The organism is Sinorhizobium sp. P24N7 (assembly GCF_042436655.1).
Taxonomy (GTDB): domain Bacteria; phylum Pseudomonadota; class Alphaproteobacteria; order Rhizobiales; family Rhizobiaceae; genus Sinorhizobium; species Sinorhizobium meliloti_A.
Genome location: NZ_JBHMIW010000018.1, coordinates 69247 through 84914, shown reverse-complemented (window position 1 = coordinate 84914; position 15668 = coordinate 69247). Strand labels below are relative to the sequence as shown.

Annotated in this window: 10 protein-coding genes; 1 reads left to right on the top strand and 9 read right to left on the bottom strand. The window is 61.2% G+C overall.

Features of this window, described 5'->3' with window-relative positions:
* Window positions 1–43 precede the first annotated feature (43 nt).
* The 4 genes from ACFHWW_RS27425 to ACFHWW_RS27410 form a co-directional block, all read right to left on the bottom strand.
* Window positions 44–283, bottom strand: coding sequence for a hypothetical protein (locus tag ACFHWW_RS27425; protein WP_379942260.1), 240 nt, complete (start codon window positions 281–283; stop codon window positions 44–46).
* Window positions 280–510, bottom strand: a complete 231-nt coding sequence (locus tag ACFHWW_RS27420) for a hypothetical protein (protein WP_379942258.1) — start codon at window positions 508–510, stop codon at window positions 280–282. The genes ACFHWW_RS27425 and ACFHWW_RS27420 overlap by 4 nt, the downstream gene beginning before the upstream one ends.
* Complete coding sequence (locus ACFHWW_RS27415) at window positions 507–1220, bottom strand: hypothetical protein (protein WP_379942256.1); 714 nt, start codon at window positions 1218–1220, stop codon at window positions 507–509. The genes ACFHWW_RS27420 and ACFHWW_RS27415 overlap by 4 nt, the downstream gene beginning before the upstream one ends.
* Before the next feature lie 182 nt (window positions 1221–1402).
* The gene (locus ACFHWW_RS27410) at window positions 1403–4909 is read right to left on the bottom strand and encodes a hypothetical protein (RefSeq protein WP_379942254.1); all 3507 of its coding nucleotides are present in this window, start codon (window positions 4907–4909) and stop codon (window positions 1403–1405) included.
* Between the two features lie 167 nt (window positions 4910–5076).
* Here ACFHWW_RS27410 and ACFHWW_RS27405 point away from each other — a divergent pair, with 167 nt between their 5' ends.
* On the top strand, window positions 5077–5301 hold the full coding sequence (locus ACFHWW_RS27405) for a hypothetical protein (RefSeq protein ID WP_379942252.1): 225 nt from the start codon (window positions 5077–5079) through the stop codon (window positions 5299–5301).
* Window positions 5302–5532: 231 nt separating this feature from the next.
* On the opposite strand, the gene ACFHWW_RS27400 is transcribed toward ACFHWW_RS27405, so the two are convergent.
* The 5 genes from ACFHWW_RS27400 to ACFHWW_RS27380 all read right to left on the bottom strand — a co-directional run bounded on the left by ACFHWW_RS27400 (window position 5533) and on the right by ACFHWW_RS27380 (window position 15667).
* Window positions 5533–5772 carry a hypothetical protein gene (locus ACFHWW_RS27400; protein WP_379942250.1) on the bottom strand — a complete coding sequence of 80 codons (240 nt, stop codon included), beginning with the start codon at window positions 5770–5772 and terminating at the stop codon, window positions 5533–5535.
* Window positions 5773–5784: 12 nt separating this feature from the next.
* On the bottom strand, window positions 5785–8619 hold the full coding sequence (locus ACFHWW_RS27395; RefSeq protein WP_379942248.1) for a hypothetical protein: 2835 nt from the start codon (window positions 8617–8619) through the stop codon (window positions 5785–5787).
* A gap of 66 nt (window positions 8620–8685) precedes the next feature.
* Window positions 8686–11184 (bottom strand): hypothetical protein, encoded by a 2499-nt coding sequence (locus ACFHWW_RS27390; RefSeq protein ID WP_379942246.1) that lies wholly within the window; start codon window positions 11182–11184, stop codon window positions 8686–8688.
* Complete coding sequence (locus tag ACFHWW_RS27385) at window positions 11181–12872, bottom strand: hypothetical protein (RefSeq protein WP_379942244.1); 1692 nt, start codon at window positions 12870–12872, stop codon at window positions 11181–11183. Before ACFHWW_RS27385 ends, ACFHWW_RS27390 begins: the two co-directional genes overlap by 4 nt.
* The gene (locus ACFHWW_RS27380; protein WP_379942242.1) at window positions 12869–15667 is read right to left on the bottom strand and encodes a glycoside hydrolase family protein; all 2799 of its coding nucleotides are present in this window, start codon (window positions 15665–15667) and stop codon (window positions 12869–12871) included. Before ACFHWW_RS27380 ends, ACFHWW_RS27385 begins: the two co-directional genes overlap by 4 nt.
* Between the last annotated feature and the right edge of the window lies 1 nt (window position 15668).

Sequence of the window (15668 nt, the reverse complement as noted above, 5' to 3'; positions counted from 1 at the left end):
TGCCTCGGGATTCGAGAAGCGAACGAACTGGTAGCCGGAGCCCTCAGTGGCAGGCACTGTCTGGCAGGCCGCTGTCACGCATGAAGATAAGGCAGCGATCGCGATCCGAAAGTTTCTTGAAGTTCGCATTGCTCTTCTCCAGATGCTGGATCCGCTCCAGCGCGTTCTTGCCGGCCTCTACGGCCAGCGACTGGCGCTCGATCCGCTGGCCGTATATGCAGGAGGGCACTGCCATCAGGGCCGCGCCGACGATCGCGCCGATGCCTCGGTTGATCCAGTTCATTGGCGATCGCCTTTAGCCTCGGGATCGCTCGGCAGGACTGCCGGCCGCGGCCGCATCCAGATGTTGATGAGGAAGGCTGCGGCGAGCACCCAACGCTGATATTCGGCAGGCACAAGCGCCAGCATCTCCGGAGAGTTGAGAATGTCCGGCGCGACGATCGCCAGCGTCAGGAGAAGATTGAGGATCCACGTGCGGAAGCGGATGATACGTTCGACCAGCTTCTTCATGCCCGGCGACCTCCGAAGAGTTTCGCCAGCAGCTGCGCGAGTATCACCCGGATCGACGGCTTGGCGGCAGGGACAGGCTGAGGCGCCGGCGCCGCGGTCGGCGGCTTCGGCAACGGCGCCAGAGGCTCAGCGTCCACCACTGCAAGCACCTGCCGCAGGACCGCCTCGACGCGCTCCGGCTTCACCAGCGCCTTGTTGAGGCCGTCGCCGGCATAGTAGCTTTGGCCGCGCCTCAGATCGCGATGCGCGCCCTTGCAGGCCGCGAGCACCGGGAAGCTCGCCCATTCTTGCGCGAGGGCTTTTCCGAACGCCGCAATGGACATGTCGCCGGCGACGAACTTGTCGTAGCCGCGGCGCAGCAGCAGATGGTAGCCGAGCTTGTCCTGCAGATCCGCATCGAACAGCATGTTGCCGGAGAGCGTCGGGATCTCCTGCGCAATGCCGATGAGGGTCGCGCGCATGAACTGATAGCGGCCGGCCGCGCTCGACGCGGTCAAAAAGCCCCAGTGCCTCTTCACCCAACCTTTGTTGTTCCAGTTCGCCTGCGCATCTACGATGTCACCATAGGTCATCATGGTGAGCCGGACGGGCAGCCGGTCCTGCCGGTTGCCGAAGATTGTGTCATAGCCCTCCGGCGCCTCGGTATCGCCGATGAAATTGAGCAGCAGCTTCGCGTGGGCGGGCACGAAGGCGGGCAAGGTCTTGCGCATGAAAAGGCTCCAGCATCCTCGAATAGCTGAAGCCTAAGACCGAACAAGCAGGGTCAAATGGGATCGCCCTGTAGAAGATGGTCGGATAAGGCGCGGGAGGAAAGCGGCGCAAAGCACATACAGGAGGCAACAAAAAACCCCGCCGAAGCGAGGTTTCATGAAATTCTACACGGGCGATCCCCTCAACCAACGTCGGAAAGCCGGTCCGCATCGGCAAAAAACTCTGTAAGAGCGCGCCGAAGCGAAGAAACGAGTGACTTTTTATCTCCTCGAATACTCCCCTCGATGTGGATCATGCTGTTGTGCCAGATGTCGACCAGGCTGTCTTCGCGGACCTTCCGTCCGTCCAACTCAACCGTGTTTGACAGGAGCCAGGTGTTGACGCCGCATGCGCCGGCCAACTCAGCCACGGTCGTTGCCGGCGCGATGACGAGATCCAACTCGGACATCAGAGCGGCCACGCCGTCGATATCATCAAACTGGTCGAGATCCGAGAAGTTGATCAGCTTGCTGGGGAAGCGCTCTTCTACCCACGCCAGTTCTTCGCTGCACTCATCGTATTGCAGATTGACGAACTGAACGCCCTCGATTTCGAAGATCGGCGCAAGTTCCTCGATATTCAGATAATGCAGGTTTCGAGAGAACGTTGAAACGCTGCTGCGCCAGTTGATCCCGACAAGCAGCCTTTCCTGAGGCAATCGGCGCCTGAAGCCTTCCGCCCTGCCAGAGTCAACAATCAGATACTTGTCGCCATGGAAGTCAGAATAGTCACGTCGGTATTTCGCCAACAAGTCGACTGTGAGTATCGTCCGGTCGCTCGCGACAAGATGCTCGTGACCAACATTGTCGAGGACGTGCCTCAGATCGGAGGACGGAAGTCGAGAATACAGGTTGATATCGCGCAGAACGCCGTGACGGAGTACACGCGCCACCGGAACGAAGTGCAGATCGGGGAAGGAGCGCTCCATGATGCCTTGAAGTCGCGGATCGCACGCGATCGAGAACCTCCCAAAATCCGGATCTTTGGCGATATCAGGATAGATTTGTGCCGCTCTGATCTCATCCCCAGGCCCGAACACGCTCAGGAAAAACACGTTGTCGGCGCTGAAATCGCCTTCGACGGTCTCAGGGTCGGTGTATTGGATCGGGTAGTTCTTCCGAATATCCTTGTGCGGCGATATATCCCGCTGCGACAGAAGGGCTTCGTGAATTCTCCGGGCGCCATTGAGGATCTTCCGCAAGGACATCTCGCCCACGTCAAGCTCTCTCGCCTTGGCAGCCTCGATCAGTTCCTCTCCCCACGCGATATCGCCGGCAATAACAGCTACCCTCATGGCCTCACGGTAGACATTCACATGCTCGTATCGAGAGATAGCCCGGAGGCAGACCGCTCTCGCCTTGTCGAACTCGCCCTGATACGAATAGGCTTGGCTCAGCGCCACGAGCAGGCTCATGTTTTCGCCGGTCGTTTCGATCAACTCGTGGATGATGGGGAGGGCTTTCTCCGGGCGCTCAAGTATGATCCAGGCCTTCGCCTTCTCTAGGGTCACATCGTTGTCCAGAGACATCATCGAGAAGAATATCTTCTCGAAATTCTCCACGCCGCACTGATCCTCCAGGCGCTCGGCCAGCATCATCGTATTCCCCAAGCTTTCCGGAGAGGCGACGGCGGCAGCCATTACGGACCACAAAAACTTCTCACGGTCGAAGGGCTCCACAAAGCGGATATCCTCGGCGATCCTCGCCAAGTCCCTACCTTTATTTCGGGGCGCGCCGGTCTTGAAGTCGAACTCCGCTAGCGCCACGGAAGACGAGAAGTCAAACGTCAGGCTCGCGGCCCCGATGAGCAGCTGAATGGCATCGTCCCGGTGCTTGTCGTCCAGCAAGAGCTGATAGCAGCCATCAATGACACTGGAGAGCTTGCGCGTGCGAAATTCGTACTGCAGCAGCGCGAGCAAGGCTGCCGCCTCATCATCGCCCATTCTGGGTACTGTGTTTCCCGCCGCCTCGTTGCTCTCATCACGGCTCAATGCCAACCCTTGCTTCAGGATTTCGTGAGCGTCTTCATCGTCATCGTGGTTTTCAAGGTGCCAGGAGAAGTGTTGCAGCAGCTGAACGGCACCCTGCCTCACCCAGGGCATGTTGAGGATAAATGAGAAGACCTCAGCAGGCACGACGGCTCGCACCCGGGACAAGAAAGCGGACACATCATTCCAGGTCGTGAGCAAGCCCAGGACGCGGCAGACAAACGCGATCTGGAATATTCTTGCGCTTTTGTCGGCGAGAATGACGTGAAGGTTTAAGTTTCTCACCACGACCAGTACGTCACGCGCAGTCAATTTTGGCAGCACTGCATGGCCAAGCGCCATATGCCAATCGTCGGACTTGGCTACCCTTCTGAGCAAATCCTCTCGATCCCTCTGCGCATTAGGGATTGTTAGCGGTGCTCGGCGAAGTTGCCGCTCGCCAATAATCTTCATGCAAGCTGCTCTTAAGCCTTCGTCGCCGTCGTCGCTTGCCAAATACTTCGCATAGAGAAGGTAGGTTCCGGCAAAGATCTGTAGCGATGTCAGCTCGACCCTGCGTCTCCGAAAAACATGGCCGCCCCGACGTTGAGAGCACCTGTCGTCCGTGGCGCCCCACCCAGCATAGAAGGGAAGACCGACCGTAGTTACCCGGATACCCCGCATAACGGCTTCCATGCCGACCAGGGAGGAGATCGTATATACGCTCTTTACAGATTTCAGGAGGTCCAAGAGGCCAACCGATGGCGGGACGATGGTCGCCATTTTGGCAATTTTCCGGCGCCGCTCCTTGTATTTCTCCGGCTTGTTGTAAACGTCTGGGTGCGGGCGATAGATGATATCGCATCCTGGATTCTCGCTCCTCGCCAGCGCCACCAAGGATTCGGAAGTCCACCCATCGGGGTTGCCGTAAACGATGGAGGCATCCCCGGGAACCTGACCGATAACGAGCACGACATCTCTTCGCCTGATTGACAGGAACTCTTCTGCAGCCCCTGGAAGGCCATTGTATTTCGTGAGGTTGGTTTCGAGGATGAAATCAAGATGCTTTTGCGCTTTCGCCAGAAACTCTGGGTCGCGAAGGCGTTGATCCGAGTTGAGAATGTCTTCCAACTCGGAAGGCTGGCGCGGGTTGAAATACAGCCCCTTGTTGTCCACGACCAGGGAATATGGCGTCGAATGGTTCGCGCCGAGTTCGACCGACCGCACGAAACCGTCTTCCATCCGGTAAACGTTGTAGCCCAATCTCCTCGCAAGACGCGTTACTGCGGGGCTCGCATCATTGAAGCCCCAAATCATCAGGTCTCGCGACAGCCCTCGGCATTCCCAAAGCAACTTGGCCGCCGCGACTGAGCTAATTTTTCTCGGCAGGTACGCAGTCCGGAAGCCCGCCATGTAATCGCTGACGAAGCCTAGTTTCCAGTGATTGAAGCCCATCATCAGCATTATCGGGAGGCCGGAATTTCCCCTTCCAATCTCCCAATTTTTGCCTACAAGGGCGGTTCGCGTCAGGGGATTCTCTTCAGCAAACACTTCATCGTGGGGGACGACCCGGTATGGGTAGGCCAGTCCGGGTTTCTTCGGTGGCGCCTTCTTGGGAGTGGCCTTGATGGCCTTTGAGAAACCCTTGGCAATATCTGCGACGTGTGAGAAAACCGCTGGCACTTCGACCCCGACCGCTTCAAAGTTTAAGGAATGCGGGGTTTAAACAAGGATACTCTACGTTGTCAAACGCGCGATATAGACGACCACCGCATACAACGACTGCGAGAATTGCCCCCGTCCGGTATATGCGATGGCATCCGCCATTTGAAGACGATGAAGGGGTTGAGGTGATCGACGCCCTCGACAACTACCTCAACGATGCTCGATGGGATGAGCCCGCAGCGAACCGCGAGCCCCCTTTATTGCCGATAGCCGGGAACATCCTCCTCATGCGACGGGGAGAGAACGCGCCGTGCGAACCTGACGACGACAACAGCTTTGAGGAAGAGATGGAATTCCTCAGAGAGGTAGACGCCATGGACGCTTTCGTATCCATGACGCATCCGGGTTAGGCACTATTGGCTGGAGAGGAATTTCCTATCCAAGGCTTATCCGTCGGAGGAACACACGCCGCGTGATAGTGGCGGCCCGGATCGATAGCTCTGTCATTCTCAATGACTACACCGACAAGAACCCAGTCGCTGTCGCATATTATATGGTTTCCGGAGAATCGAGTTCTCTGACTGATCGAACCGCCGCACCCCGCGCAGAAGCCCACTTCCTGCAGTATCTCACCCATGTCTTCAAACGTCCTTGCCGCCGGCAAACAGGTCACTGCGGTCGGTTTGGCTTTTCGCCGCGTTCTCGATAGCAGTATCCCGGACGGCCTCCAGCTTGGCAAGCGCGGCAAGGTGATCGCCCAGAACCTGCTCCATCTTATCGTCCGGTTGAGCGATAAGCCGAGCGTGAAGGCCTTCGGCCGCCGCCGATACTTCGTCACACAAAGCCGAGATGCGGGCGAGGACTTCAGAATTAATAGGCATACCGTGTTCTCCTTACGGTGCTGTTGCGAGGACGACCCAGGCACCGGCGCTCTTGCGCCAACGCTCCGGCTGCCCGCTGACGATAGTTTCAAGGATTGCTTCGTCGCCATTGCTCCCGAGGGAGGCAACGGGTGCGGAAGTCACGAAGTAGGTTTGCTTGTCTCCAATGGTCGCCCCCTTCGCGACGCCGGTGCCTGTGATCCTGTTCGGGAGCAACGGGCCGAAGTATGCACCGACGAACGACGGCTGCATTTCGCCCGATACGGACGGCGCAAAATAGTTCACCGCTGAAAGCTGAGCGTTGAAAAACGCGGGTGCGACAGCTCTAAACGCCACGGTATCCCCAAACAGATAGATGTTGCGGCGGGCCTTCGTGGAGGCGTCGTCATTGTCCTCAAAGGAAGGGGCGTTCACGACTACGTCGCTACAGCCGTTGATCAATCGCATGTTGTCGCCATTGGCATCGTCGAGCTGATTGCCTTCCTTGAAGGAACCATCGACCCGGAGACCGCGCACGGCTCGGCCATAGATGTCGTAGAGACCGGAGCGGCGGAAATTCCTGCTGGAAACTACGCCGCGCGCGCGGCCGGAGGTCGTGTTATTGCAGAGCAGCCCCACGTAAAATCCCTCGGCATAGCCATCGAGATCGATATCTCCGGTATATTTCTCGACGGTCGCTGGCGCGAGCGCTGCGGCAGCAACGAAGCTGGGAGTGATAGACAGGACGACCGGTGTTGCAGATTGCGCCGCCGCTTTTGTCAGTACCATCGTCCGCCCTCCGACCGCGATGGTTGAACCCGCCACGACATCGAAAGCCAAACTCTGCAGGGTTACGGTCTGATCACCAATCGAAAGTGCAGCCCCGAGCGCATGAGCCCCGCTCTGGCCCGTGAGGCGTGTTGCATAGCAGGCCGTATTGTAGTCGGTGCGCAGGCAATCGTCGTTGGTGTCAATCTTCACCTTCTTGCCGCACCCTACAAGTTCCGTCGCGAACGGAACCTTCGTCCTTCCGGAGATCTCAGTGTCGTCGCAGGCCTGAAGGAATATTGCCGGCGTCAGGATATCCTGGAAGGCATCATTCTCGTGCGTAATTTCGAGCCCCTTAATACGAAGGCCGGTCATCAGTCTCGCATCGATAGCGCGAGCCGACGCACTCAATGCCCCGCGACGGATCACGAGGTTGTTGAATGTGACCAAGGAGCCTTCGTTAATGGCGAGCCATAGAGCACCCGCGCGTGTTCCCGACACTCCGGACATGAGAACGCCAGCAGTCTGGTAGTTGAGCAGCGTACAGTTATCGAAGCTGATGTTCTTCAGGACTTGGCCGACGCTATCTCCCTGCGCTACCAAGCCGCCGACATCGCCGGCCGCGACGACAATCGGGGTCCTTACGCCGTTGATGAAGACATTCCGGATATCGTAATCGTGAACCCCGGAGAGGTAGATACAGCCTAGGCCGGCATCGGGCGCCGGGTTCTCCATGAAGACGCCATCTATCTTGATCCGTCTGGGATGCCATGACGCCGTGACGGACGAGGTATCCGGGGCAGCAGGATCAAAGTTGCCTCCCCAGTGATTCATGAATGCATAGGAGATAAAGCCTTTGAACTTGAAGTTCTTGAAAGTGCAGTCATGAACATTTCCATAGAGGCCGAAGATGCTTCGCCGACCCACACCGGCATCCACGCCGATCATCGTGATGTTGCTCATATGGATGTTCGAGTATTCTGTTCCGTGGGTGTAATATTCGCCGATTACAACCGCATTGTTGAATTCACCGCTTATGGAACCAGCTGTAACGCCGCGCTCAAATATAATGTTATGCATCTGACCTTTGTCTTTGAGCCAGAAGCCACGATCCGAGTTCATATCGGTGCCGCCGTTTACGGTGACTTTGAAATGAACGTCACCAACGACCCCGATAAATCGATTGTTGACCGGCAAAGAGCCCTGTACGACGCACGTTTTAGGGGGAAACCGGATCTCTTTCCCGGCGAATGTCGGTGATCCGGCCTTCACCACAGCTGCCGTGTCGTCGGTGACACCGTCAAGTTTCGCTCCGAAAGAGCGGATATTCAGGACGTCACCTACGATGTACCAAGCTCTCGCCGTGCTCCCACCGCTGCTGAAAAGCGTAGAGGTTCCATTGCTGGTCTGGGTGAACTCACCGCCGCCGCCGTCACCTTCCTCATAGTATCCGTTGACGCGAATGGTCTTGATGCCTGCAGGCACTTCGACTGTCGGCATACTGACGACGGTCGCATAGATCGGTACGCTGCCTTGACTGACAGCATTCGACGCAGCGGCAACAGCTATGTCTCGTGCAGCCTCGGCTTGGGCTACGGCGTCCAAGAAATTCGGCCCTGTGACGAGCCGTTCACCTTGCTTCATCAACGTATCGCCGTCATTCAGATCGCTCGCGATCGACAGCGGTGGAGCACCAAATTCGATCCTTGCGGCCCGATCGACGTCCCGCCGCAGTTCTTGGTTCGTCGTTGCAATCTTGGAAAGCTCTTTCTCCAGTGCCGTCATGTCGAGCATCGTGCCCTTCTTCACGCCGGCAGAGCGTTCGGCTACCCGTTCGGAGGAGACTACGAACTCTGTCGTCGAGGGCACATCCTCAGGAAATTCAATCGTGAAGAAATCGAAGGAAAGCCCGCTCACTTTGACGACCGTGACGGCCACGGGCGTAAACGGCTGGCCGGCAGCCGTCCGCGTGTATACAACCACGTCCTCATTGTCGAAAATCTGGAGGCCGTCAAACGGACCGTAGATCTTGCCGCCGTTGCCGACGAGAATATCGGTCTGGCGGGTACTGCGCGGAACGGGATACGGAGTGGTGCTCATAACGGCGCTGCCCTGATTTGTCGGATCAGAGCAGAGCCTACGGGCGGGGTGGACCCGTTCAGTGCGTCACGGTTCGCCCAGAACCGCTTCGGGCGCAGGCAGGCGCCGGAAATGCAATTCGCCGGGCTCCCACCAGGAGCTATTCGCCCGTTTCTGCGCCTGAAAACTCTTGTCGGCGTCAGGATCGGTCAGCCACTGCAGCTGATCGACGAAGGCGCGGCGGTACCACATGCGCGTCGCCGGATGCGAGGCGAGGACCGGCGTGTACCGGCCGACATATTTCGAGGCGTTGCGGCCAAGCTTCTGATCCTCGCCGCCGGGAACGATCGAACGGATTGTGCGCAGCGTCAGATCCAGCGTGTCGCCGATGAAGGCGGCACCTGGTCCCGGCAGGGTCTCGGCGAAGCTCTGCCCGAAGCGATTTTCAGCCCGGTTGACGAAATCGGCGAAGAGACCACCGCCGCCGCCCTTGACGAAGGCGCGGCCCCAGAAATCGAACGTGGTCATATCCTCCGGATCCTTGCCGTTGAGCACGTTCAAAACCTGCTGGTAGAAGGCCGCGCCGATCGTCAGCGGGATAGCCATGGCGGCAAAGTACCAGGCGCCGCGGGCGATCTTCCCGCGGCTCGATCGAGCGAGCATCGAATAGCGATAGATCGCCTCGAGCTGGCGGGCCGTGAAGCTCATCCCGAAGGACAGGAACTGCGAGCCGAATTCGCCGATCTCGCCGAGGATGGTGCCGCGCGGCACGCCGCCGGTCAGCACGCTCTTGATGCGCGGATCTCCGGCGGGAACGGAGCGCTCCGACCATTGCAGGATCATCTCGGCATATTTCTCGGCGAGCGCCCGATCGCCGGTTCTTGCGAAAACACCGCCGGGATCGAGGAAGCCCATGTCGTCGACGCCCACGCGCATCTTGTGCCAGTCGTCGGCGGTGATGCCGAAACCTTCCATGGCATTCTTCAGCAGCGGGTGAAGGTCGATCCAGTCGGTGTTTTTCTCGGCATAACCGCCCAGCGTCTCATGCCAGGCGCCCGCCTCGACGCGCTTTCGGGCATCGGTGAGCGGCGAAAGCGCGTTCCACGTCAGCGATCGGTCGACCAGGTAGCGGCTCCATTCGTGCCCGAACATCTGGTCGACGAAGCGGGCGCTTTCGTTCATTGTGTGCAGATAGTCTTCCCAGATCACCGCCCGTCGCGCCATCGCGCGCCGATCGCCGTCGCGGGCGAACCGCTTCAGCATCGGCACGAGCGTCGAGGTCACCGGCAGGCCGGCCAGGCGCCGCGCGGCCGCAGAGACGAAGGGATCGGTCGAGGCTGCTAGAATACCCGTGGAACCGAGCATGGCAGAGGTAGCGAGGTTACGAACATCGCCGGCGAGCTTCGCCGGCGCGTCGAGCACCGTTTCCCGGCCACGCAGCGCCCGCCAGAGGCTGTCGACGCGATATCCGGCCCACTTAACGGCCGACATGCCCGGCGGCTTTCCTTGCGTGTCTATGGCCCCTGCCTGGCGTTTGCCGATATCGACCTGCACCGCCTGTTTCAGCCATTCGATAGTCGCGTCCGGATTTGGGCCGAAACGCTCCATCGAGGCGATATCGCGGGCAATGCCGTTGATGTGGTTGAAGATCGAGCCGATGGCGTCCTGGTTGCCGAAGCGCTCATTGTATGCCAGCCAGCTTTGCGCATCGCGGAAGACGAGGAACCGGCTGTCCTGGTACCGGCTCGCCGTCTTGCCCTGGCCGAAGCGCCGAGCTTCCGGCCGGCGATGCGCCCAACCGTCCGAGGTTATGGTCTCGAACACATAGTCTAGCGAAGCGTCGAGGCCGTCGGCCCCGATGACCTCCCCCGTGTTCGGATTGCTCATCTGGTCGGGGTCGAGCAACGGCCGGATGAAGTCTTTCCAGGCCGCCCGCGCCTCCTCCGGCGTGCGGCCGAGCTTGCGGATCTCGCGGCGGTTATGGCTATGAACAATGCCCCAGTCCTGCCGCTTCGGAATATTGCCGCCGGCGGCGTTGAAGCGCAGGCGCAGATCTTCGAGCACGCCGGAAAGTGCGCCCGCCAGGGCCTTCGCCGTTTCGTTGCTTGTCGGCTCGCCGTGCATTGCCTTGATCAGGTCCGGCAGATCCGTCTTGTTCTGCCGCAGGCCGAGCCCCTTGGATCTCCGGAAATGATACATGACCTCCGACAGATCCCGATGCGCCATCGCGATGATGGCATTGGCCTTGCCCGCCATGGACTGGGTGCCTTTGAAGCCGTTGTGGATCATCAGGGACATGACCGCGTCGAGCTGGTTGGGATTGCCGTTCCGGTCGCGATAGTTCTCGATGAAGCTGGCGAGTTCCTTGCGCCGCGCCTCGTTAAGCTTTACCTGGCGGCGCAGCTCTTTCGCCTCAGCGCGCAAGGCCTCGACGACTTCCTCCCGCGCGGCCGCCGCCGCTTCCCGCTCCGTCAGGGCGCGCTTGCGGTTGAACCGCGCCTCGTAATAGCGGTGCAGCTCTTCCGCCTGGCGGGAGTTGATGGCGCCCTGCTCAACGGCGGAATTCAGGCAATCGCGTAGGCTCATAGCTTGCAGGCCTCCAGAAGGTCGGCGAAGAATTCGGGTTCATCGGCCATGGCAAGCGCCTCGGCCGTTGACATGATTTTCACATTGCCGTCGCCATCCTCGACGCCGACGAAATCGAGGAAGTTTTCCGGGTTGCCGTTGGCATCGCGCGCGGGCTCGATGATCTCACCGGCCTGCACGTCGGCAATGCGCTCGGCCGCATTGTCGAGCGGTTCCGGCGCTTCGCGCGGCCGGATGGTTTGCCCCTGAATAGGATCCACCGACGCGCGAGTATTCGCAGGAGCGCGCTGATCCCCCGCTACCGGCTCGCGCGCCGATGGACGAGCCGGACCCGCCGTTTCGCGAACGGGCGCGGCCGGTGATGCTGGCCCGGGCGCCTGCTCAATTGTCACGCCATCGGCGTCGACAAAGTCGCCACGAGATCGGGCTGCCGCAATTGAGCCGGCCTGGTCGACACGGTCGGCCAGCTGATCCACCCGATCGGCGACAGCATCGATCCGCCGCGCGGCATCGTCGATCGTCCCGACCAGGAACGTGTCGGAAATGTCGTCGATCGCATTCAGATCGCCGGCAAACATCCGCTCGTATTCGTCCGGTGAAAACCGCATGCGCAAGGCGCCTTCATCGGCTAGCAGCCGCTCCACCAGCTCCGGCGGCGGGCTGTTGTCCGGATCCTCGGCATAGCGCATTGCCGCCTCGAAAACGCGCAGCTGCCCGGGATCCGCATCCGCCGGCACCATCACCTCGTCAAGAACCCGCTCCTCGAAGGAACGGTTCAAGAGATCGAGCCTGTCCGGGGTAAGCTCGACGTTCATCGCCTGGGCGACGGCCTCGATGTCGCCGGGCTCCGGACGTCCATCGATGACGCGTGCCGCCCTCTCGGCGCCGCCTTCCCCCAGTTTGAAGATCCGCGCCAGCTCGGCGCCGCCCTGCACCGTGCCGCCGAAGAGCGCGCCGAAAACACCGGCGATACCTATATTCGCCAAAGCGTCGTTGAGGCCGTGCTCCAGCCCGGCCGCGCGTTTGCGCTCCTGGCTCGCCGCCTGCAGGATCGCCTCCGTCCCGCTGTTGACAAGAAATTCCGTCAGCATGGTTTGGCCAATGCGGCCGGCAACGGTCTTGGCTCCTGACGTGCCAATCCCGCCGTAAGCCGCCATCTGCCACTGATAGGGATCGCGGGCGGCGCCCGCCAAGCCGCCGGCCAGGTGCGCCGTCAACCGCCCGACTGCGCCCAGCTCCGGCGCCTCAGCAGCGCGAGCAGCGGTAGCCTGGCTCTCCCGACGGCGCCGCGCCATTTCGGCCTCGACGGTTTCGCCGACTATGCTTTCGATCTGCGGAAATTGCTCCGCGAGCGCCGCCGCGCGCTGGTCGAAGGCCTCGATCGTCTCTGTCGGGTCGAACTCCGGCACGGTCGCCGCCATGCTCCGACCCAGATTGAACCTTGGCCGCCGGGCCAGCGGCGCGATTTCGACAGGGTTCGCCAGCCGCGTTCCCGTGAGGCTTTCGATCCGCTCGATACGATCGGCATAGATCTCGCTCATCAGGACCTGGTCGGAATTCAGGTTCTCGACGATACGACTGGCGTCGGCGTCTCCGGAGGCAAGGCGCGTCCAGGCTTCACCCCAACTCTCCGGCCCGTCCGAGACGCTGTCCTTCGGAAGCGCCGAAGGCTCGATCAGGTCAATCATCGATACGCTCCCGGCACTCGCGGTTCCAGCACTGGCCGCAGAGCCTCAAGATCCAGCACGACGGGTTGTCCGTTTTCGTCGGCAATGAACATCGGCGCGGATCCGTCGACATCGCCAAGGGCAAAGGCAAAGCCGCCCCTGACTGCAACCGGCATCGCCTTTTGGAAATCCTTTGCGGTCCAGGTGCGGCCGTTCTTGGCCTTGACCTCGCCGACGTCCTTATCCGTCAGTGCTTCCATCAGCTGCGGGAAACGATCGGCGCGGACCGTCGGCGGCAGCAGCACCTTCTGGGGGCTGTACCAGAGGCCGCGATCATAGTCGGCAATGCCGCCAAACTGCACGCCATTGGCAAAGCTGGCGCCGGCCGCCTCCTGGTAGGCCCGCTCATAAATCGGCTTGGCATCATCCTTCTTCGGATCGATGCCGGCATCATAGAGGCGTTTGCGGGCGATCGAGGCGGCGGCCTGGTCGAGGCGGTTCACCTGGTCGGGGGTGAAGGCGAGCGCCGTGCCGGTCGCAGCCTGCGCAAGCGGCAGCCGCTTCGTGTTCGGCATGTCGGTATAGGCCTTGCCGTCCGGCGTCTTGCCGAAACCGGAAATCAGATCCAGCGCCGCCTGGCGGTTGCCGCCGGAGGCGATCAGCCCACCGGAGAGCGCGACGGCCGGCGCCGTCTCGCCGAGCTCGCGGAAGACCTTGTCCGTATTTCCGCCGGCAGCGCTGACCAGGCCGGCCGCGATGTCGAGCCCGCGTGACGGATCCGCCTTCACCGCCGCCTCGATCGCTTCCGCCTCCCCCGGCCGGAAGAATTTCGGCTGCACACCGAAGTGCTTCGCGGCCGCGTCGGCCGCGTTGATCCGCTCGGCAAAGGCGCCTGCAACGCTGGCCGGGTCGATATCGCCGTCGAGCGGCAGCCCCGGAGAAACCGGCAACACCCCGAACCGCTCGGCGACCCCCAGCGGATCCGTCTGCAGATCCTTGCGATGCTCGGCGATCGTACGGCGGGCGAAGTCTACGTCGTCGCTGGTCGCACCATCGCCGAGCAGCGCCTTGACGTTTTTTTCCACGGCGCCGATCGGCTGGGTGCGGATCGCTTCGGAGATCCGCATACGGGCAAGCGTCGAGGTCGCGATCTCTTTCCCCTTCGGCGCCGTACCGGCATCGAGCTGAAAGCGTGCCAGATCCTCAGCCGTCACCGGCAGGCCCCGCGCGACGCGTTTCGCCAGATCCTCGCCGCGCTTGGCGAAATCGGCATTCGCCTTCTCGTCCTGCGTCCGACGCGCGCTTTCGGCGCCGGCGAGCCCCTTTTCGATCTTGTCCCAATCGTCGGCTGAGACGCCGGCGAGATTGCCCGCAGCATAGTCCTCGGTCATCCTGGCGCGCATCGACTTGATGTCTTCGGCCGGCATTGTCGCCGCCTGGCGGACGTAGAAGCCGACGGTAGCATCCGAACGGCTTTGCCGCTTGAACCTCTCCGCATCGTCGAGATCGACGACGCCGCGCGCGACCGCGCTATCCCAATGAGCATCGATCGAGGCCTGCAGATCCGCCAGCTCCGCTCCCGCGGACGGATTGCTGAAATCGATGCCGGCGAGCTGCTGGCTCTTCTGGTTTTCCAGCTCCTCCATGCGCCCGAGGAAATCGACGCGGTTCTGCATCAACTCGCGTTCGCGCCGGGCGCTTTCCGCTTTTTCGAGGAGATTGGAGGCCCGCTTGCGGTAGGCAAGCGAGTATTCCGGCGCGATCTCCTCGAAAACGTTGTCGCGCAGATCCGCCTCGAGCCCTTCGTCGAGCGCCTGGCGCAGCTTGGCCGGATCGTCCTTGTACGCCTCGAAAATGGCGCGTTGGTTTTCCACCATCGCGAGATCGGCCATTTCGAGATAAGTGCGTGTTCCGGCGACATCATAGGCACGACCATAGACCGTGTCGCGGCCCGTCGGGCGAAAAGTACCGGCCCGCCCGGGCGTCACGGTCACGGGGTCGCTGATCGGCGTTACCGAGATCGGCGCAACCGATGAAGCAGACGGCAGGCGGGAATAGGCGTCACCTCGGGCGCCACCACCGGCACGAATGAGCGCAGCTTCGCGCTGCCGGCGTTCCGGGTTCGACGAGAGGCCAGCCACCGCCGAGGCGATCGCATCGATGCCGCTGCGCGCAGCCGAGATGACGCCTTCCGGCAGGGAGCCGTAATTATACGCAACTGAGAGGAGGCCGGCCTGCACGTTCGCCGGCAACGTGTTCCAGAGATCGCCTAACTGCTGGCGCGCGCGGGCGCCCTCCACATTCGAAAGGCGATGGTCGAGATCACGCTCGGCATCGTCGCGGGTAATCCGCATCCCGGGCCTGACCCGAACGACCCGCCCGTCGGCAAGTACCGTCGTATCGGAACCGTATCCGACACGGTGCGCATTGACGTCGAAATACGGCGTCTCTCGGAAGCCCTCTTCCTTCCTCAGCACCGATTTCGCCAGATCGACGGCCGAGCCGGACGCCGTTGTCACCACGCCGCTCGGCGCGGCCGTGACACTACCTGTCGCACCAGGATCCGTCGCGGCGCTGGTCACCGTGGCGCCGATCGGAGCGCCTGCCATGGCATCGCGCGCGCCAGCCAGCTCGCCGGCGCGCTGTGCCTGCCGATCGGCGCGGCGACCGAACTCGTCGGCGACGCGGGCAAGGCCCATTGCTACCTTGCGCTCAAGGTCGCCATTGTCGCGGGCAACCGAAAGCAACCCCTCGGCAAGCAGCGGCTGCGCTTCGAACCGGCGGTAGGAAACGGGGTCAAGTCGACGATTTGCCATG

What these genes read in the sequence shown, in the direction of transcription:
- ACFHWW_RS27425 (WP_379942260.1), bottom strand. Translation starts at nt 283, where the DNA reads ATGAACTGGATCAACCGAGGCATCGGCGCGATCGTCGGCGCGGCCCTG.
- ACFHWW_RS27395 (WP_379942248.1), bottom strand. Translation starts at nt 8,619, where the DNA reads ATGAGCACCACTCCGTATCCCGTTCCGCGCAGTACCCGCCAGACCGAT.
- ACFHWW_RS27385 (WP_379942244.1), bottom strand. Translation starts at nt 12,872, where the DNA reads ATGATTGACCTGATCGAGCCTTCGGCGCTTCCGAAGGACAGCGTCTCG.
- ACFHWW_RS27400 (WP_379942250.1), bottom strand. Translation starts at nt 5,772, where the DNA reads ATGCCTATTAATTCTGAAGTCCTCGCCCGCATCTCGGCTTTGTGTGAC.
- ACFHWW_RS27415 (WP_379942256.1), bottom strand. Translation starts at nt 1,220, where the DNA reads ATGCGCAAGACCTTGCCCGCCTTCGTGCCCGCCCACGCGAAGCTGCTG.
- ACFHWW_RS27420 (WP_379942258.1), bottom strand. Translation starts at nt 510, where the DNA reads ATGAAGAAGCTGGTCGAACGTATCATCCGCTTCCGCACGTGGATCCTC.
- ACFHWW_RS27380 (WP_379942242.1), bottom strand. Translation starts at nt 15,667, where the DNA reads ATGGCAAATCGTCGACTTGACCCCGTTTCCTACCGCCGGTTCGAAGCG.
- ACFHWW_RS27390 (WP_379942246.1), bottom strand. Translation starts at nt 11,184, where the DNA reads ATGAGCCTACGCGATTGCCTGAATTCCGCCGTTGAGCAGGGCGCCATC.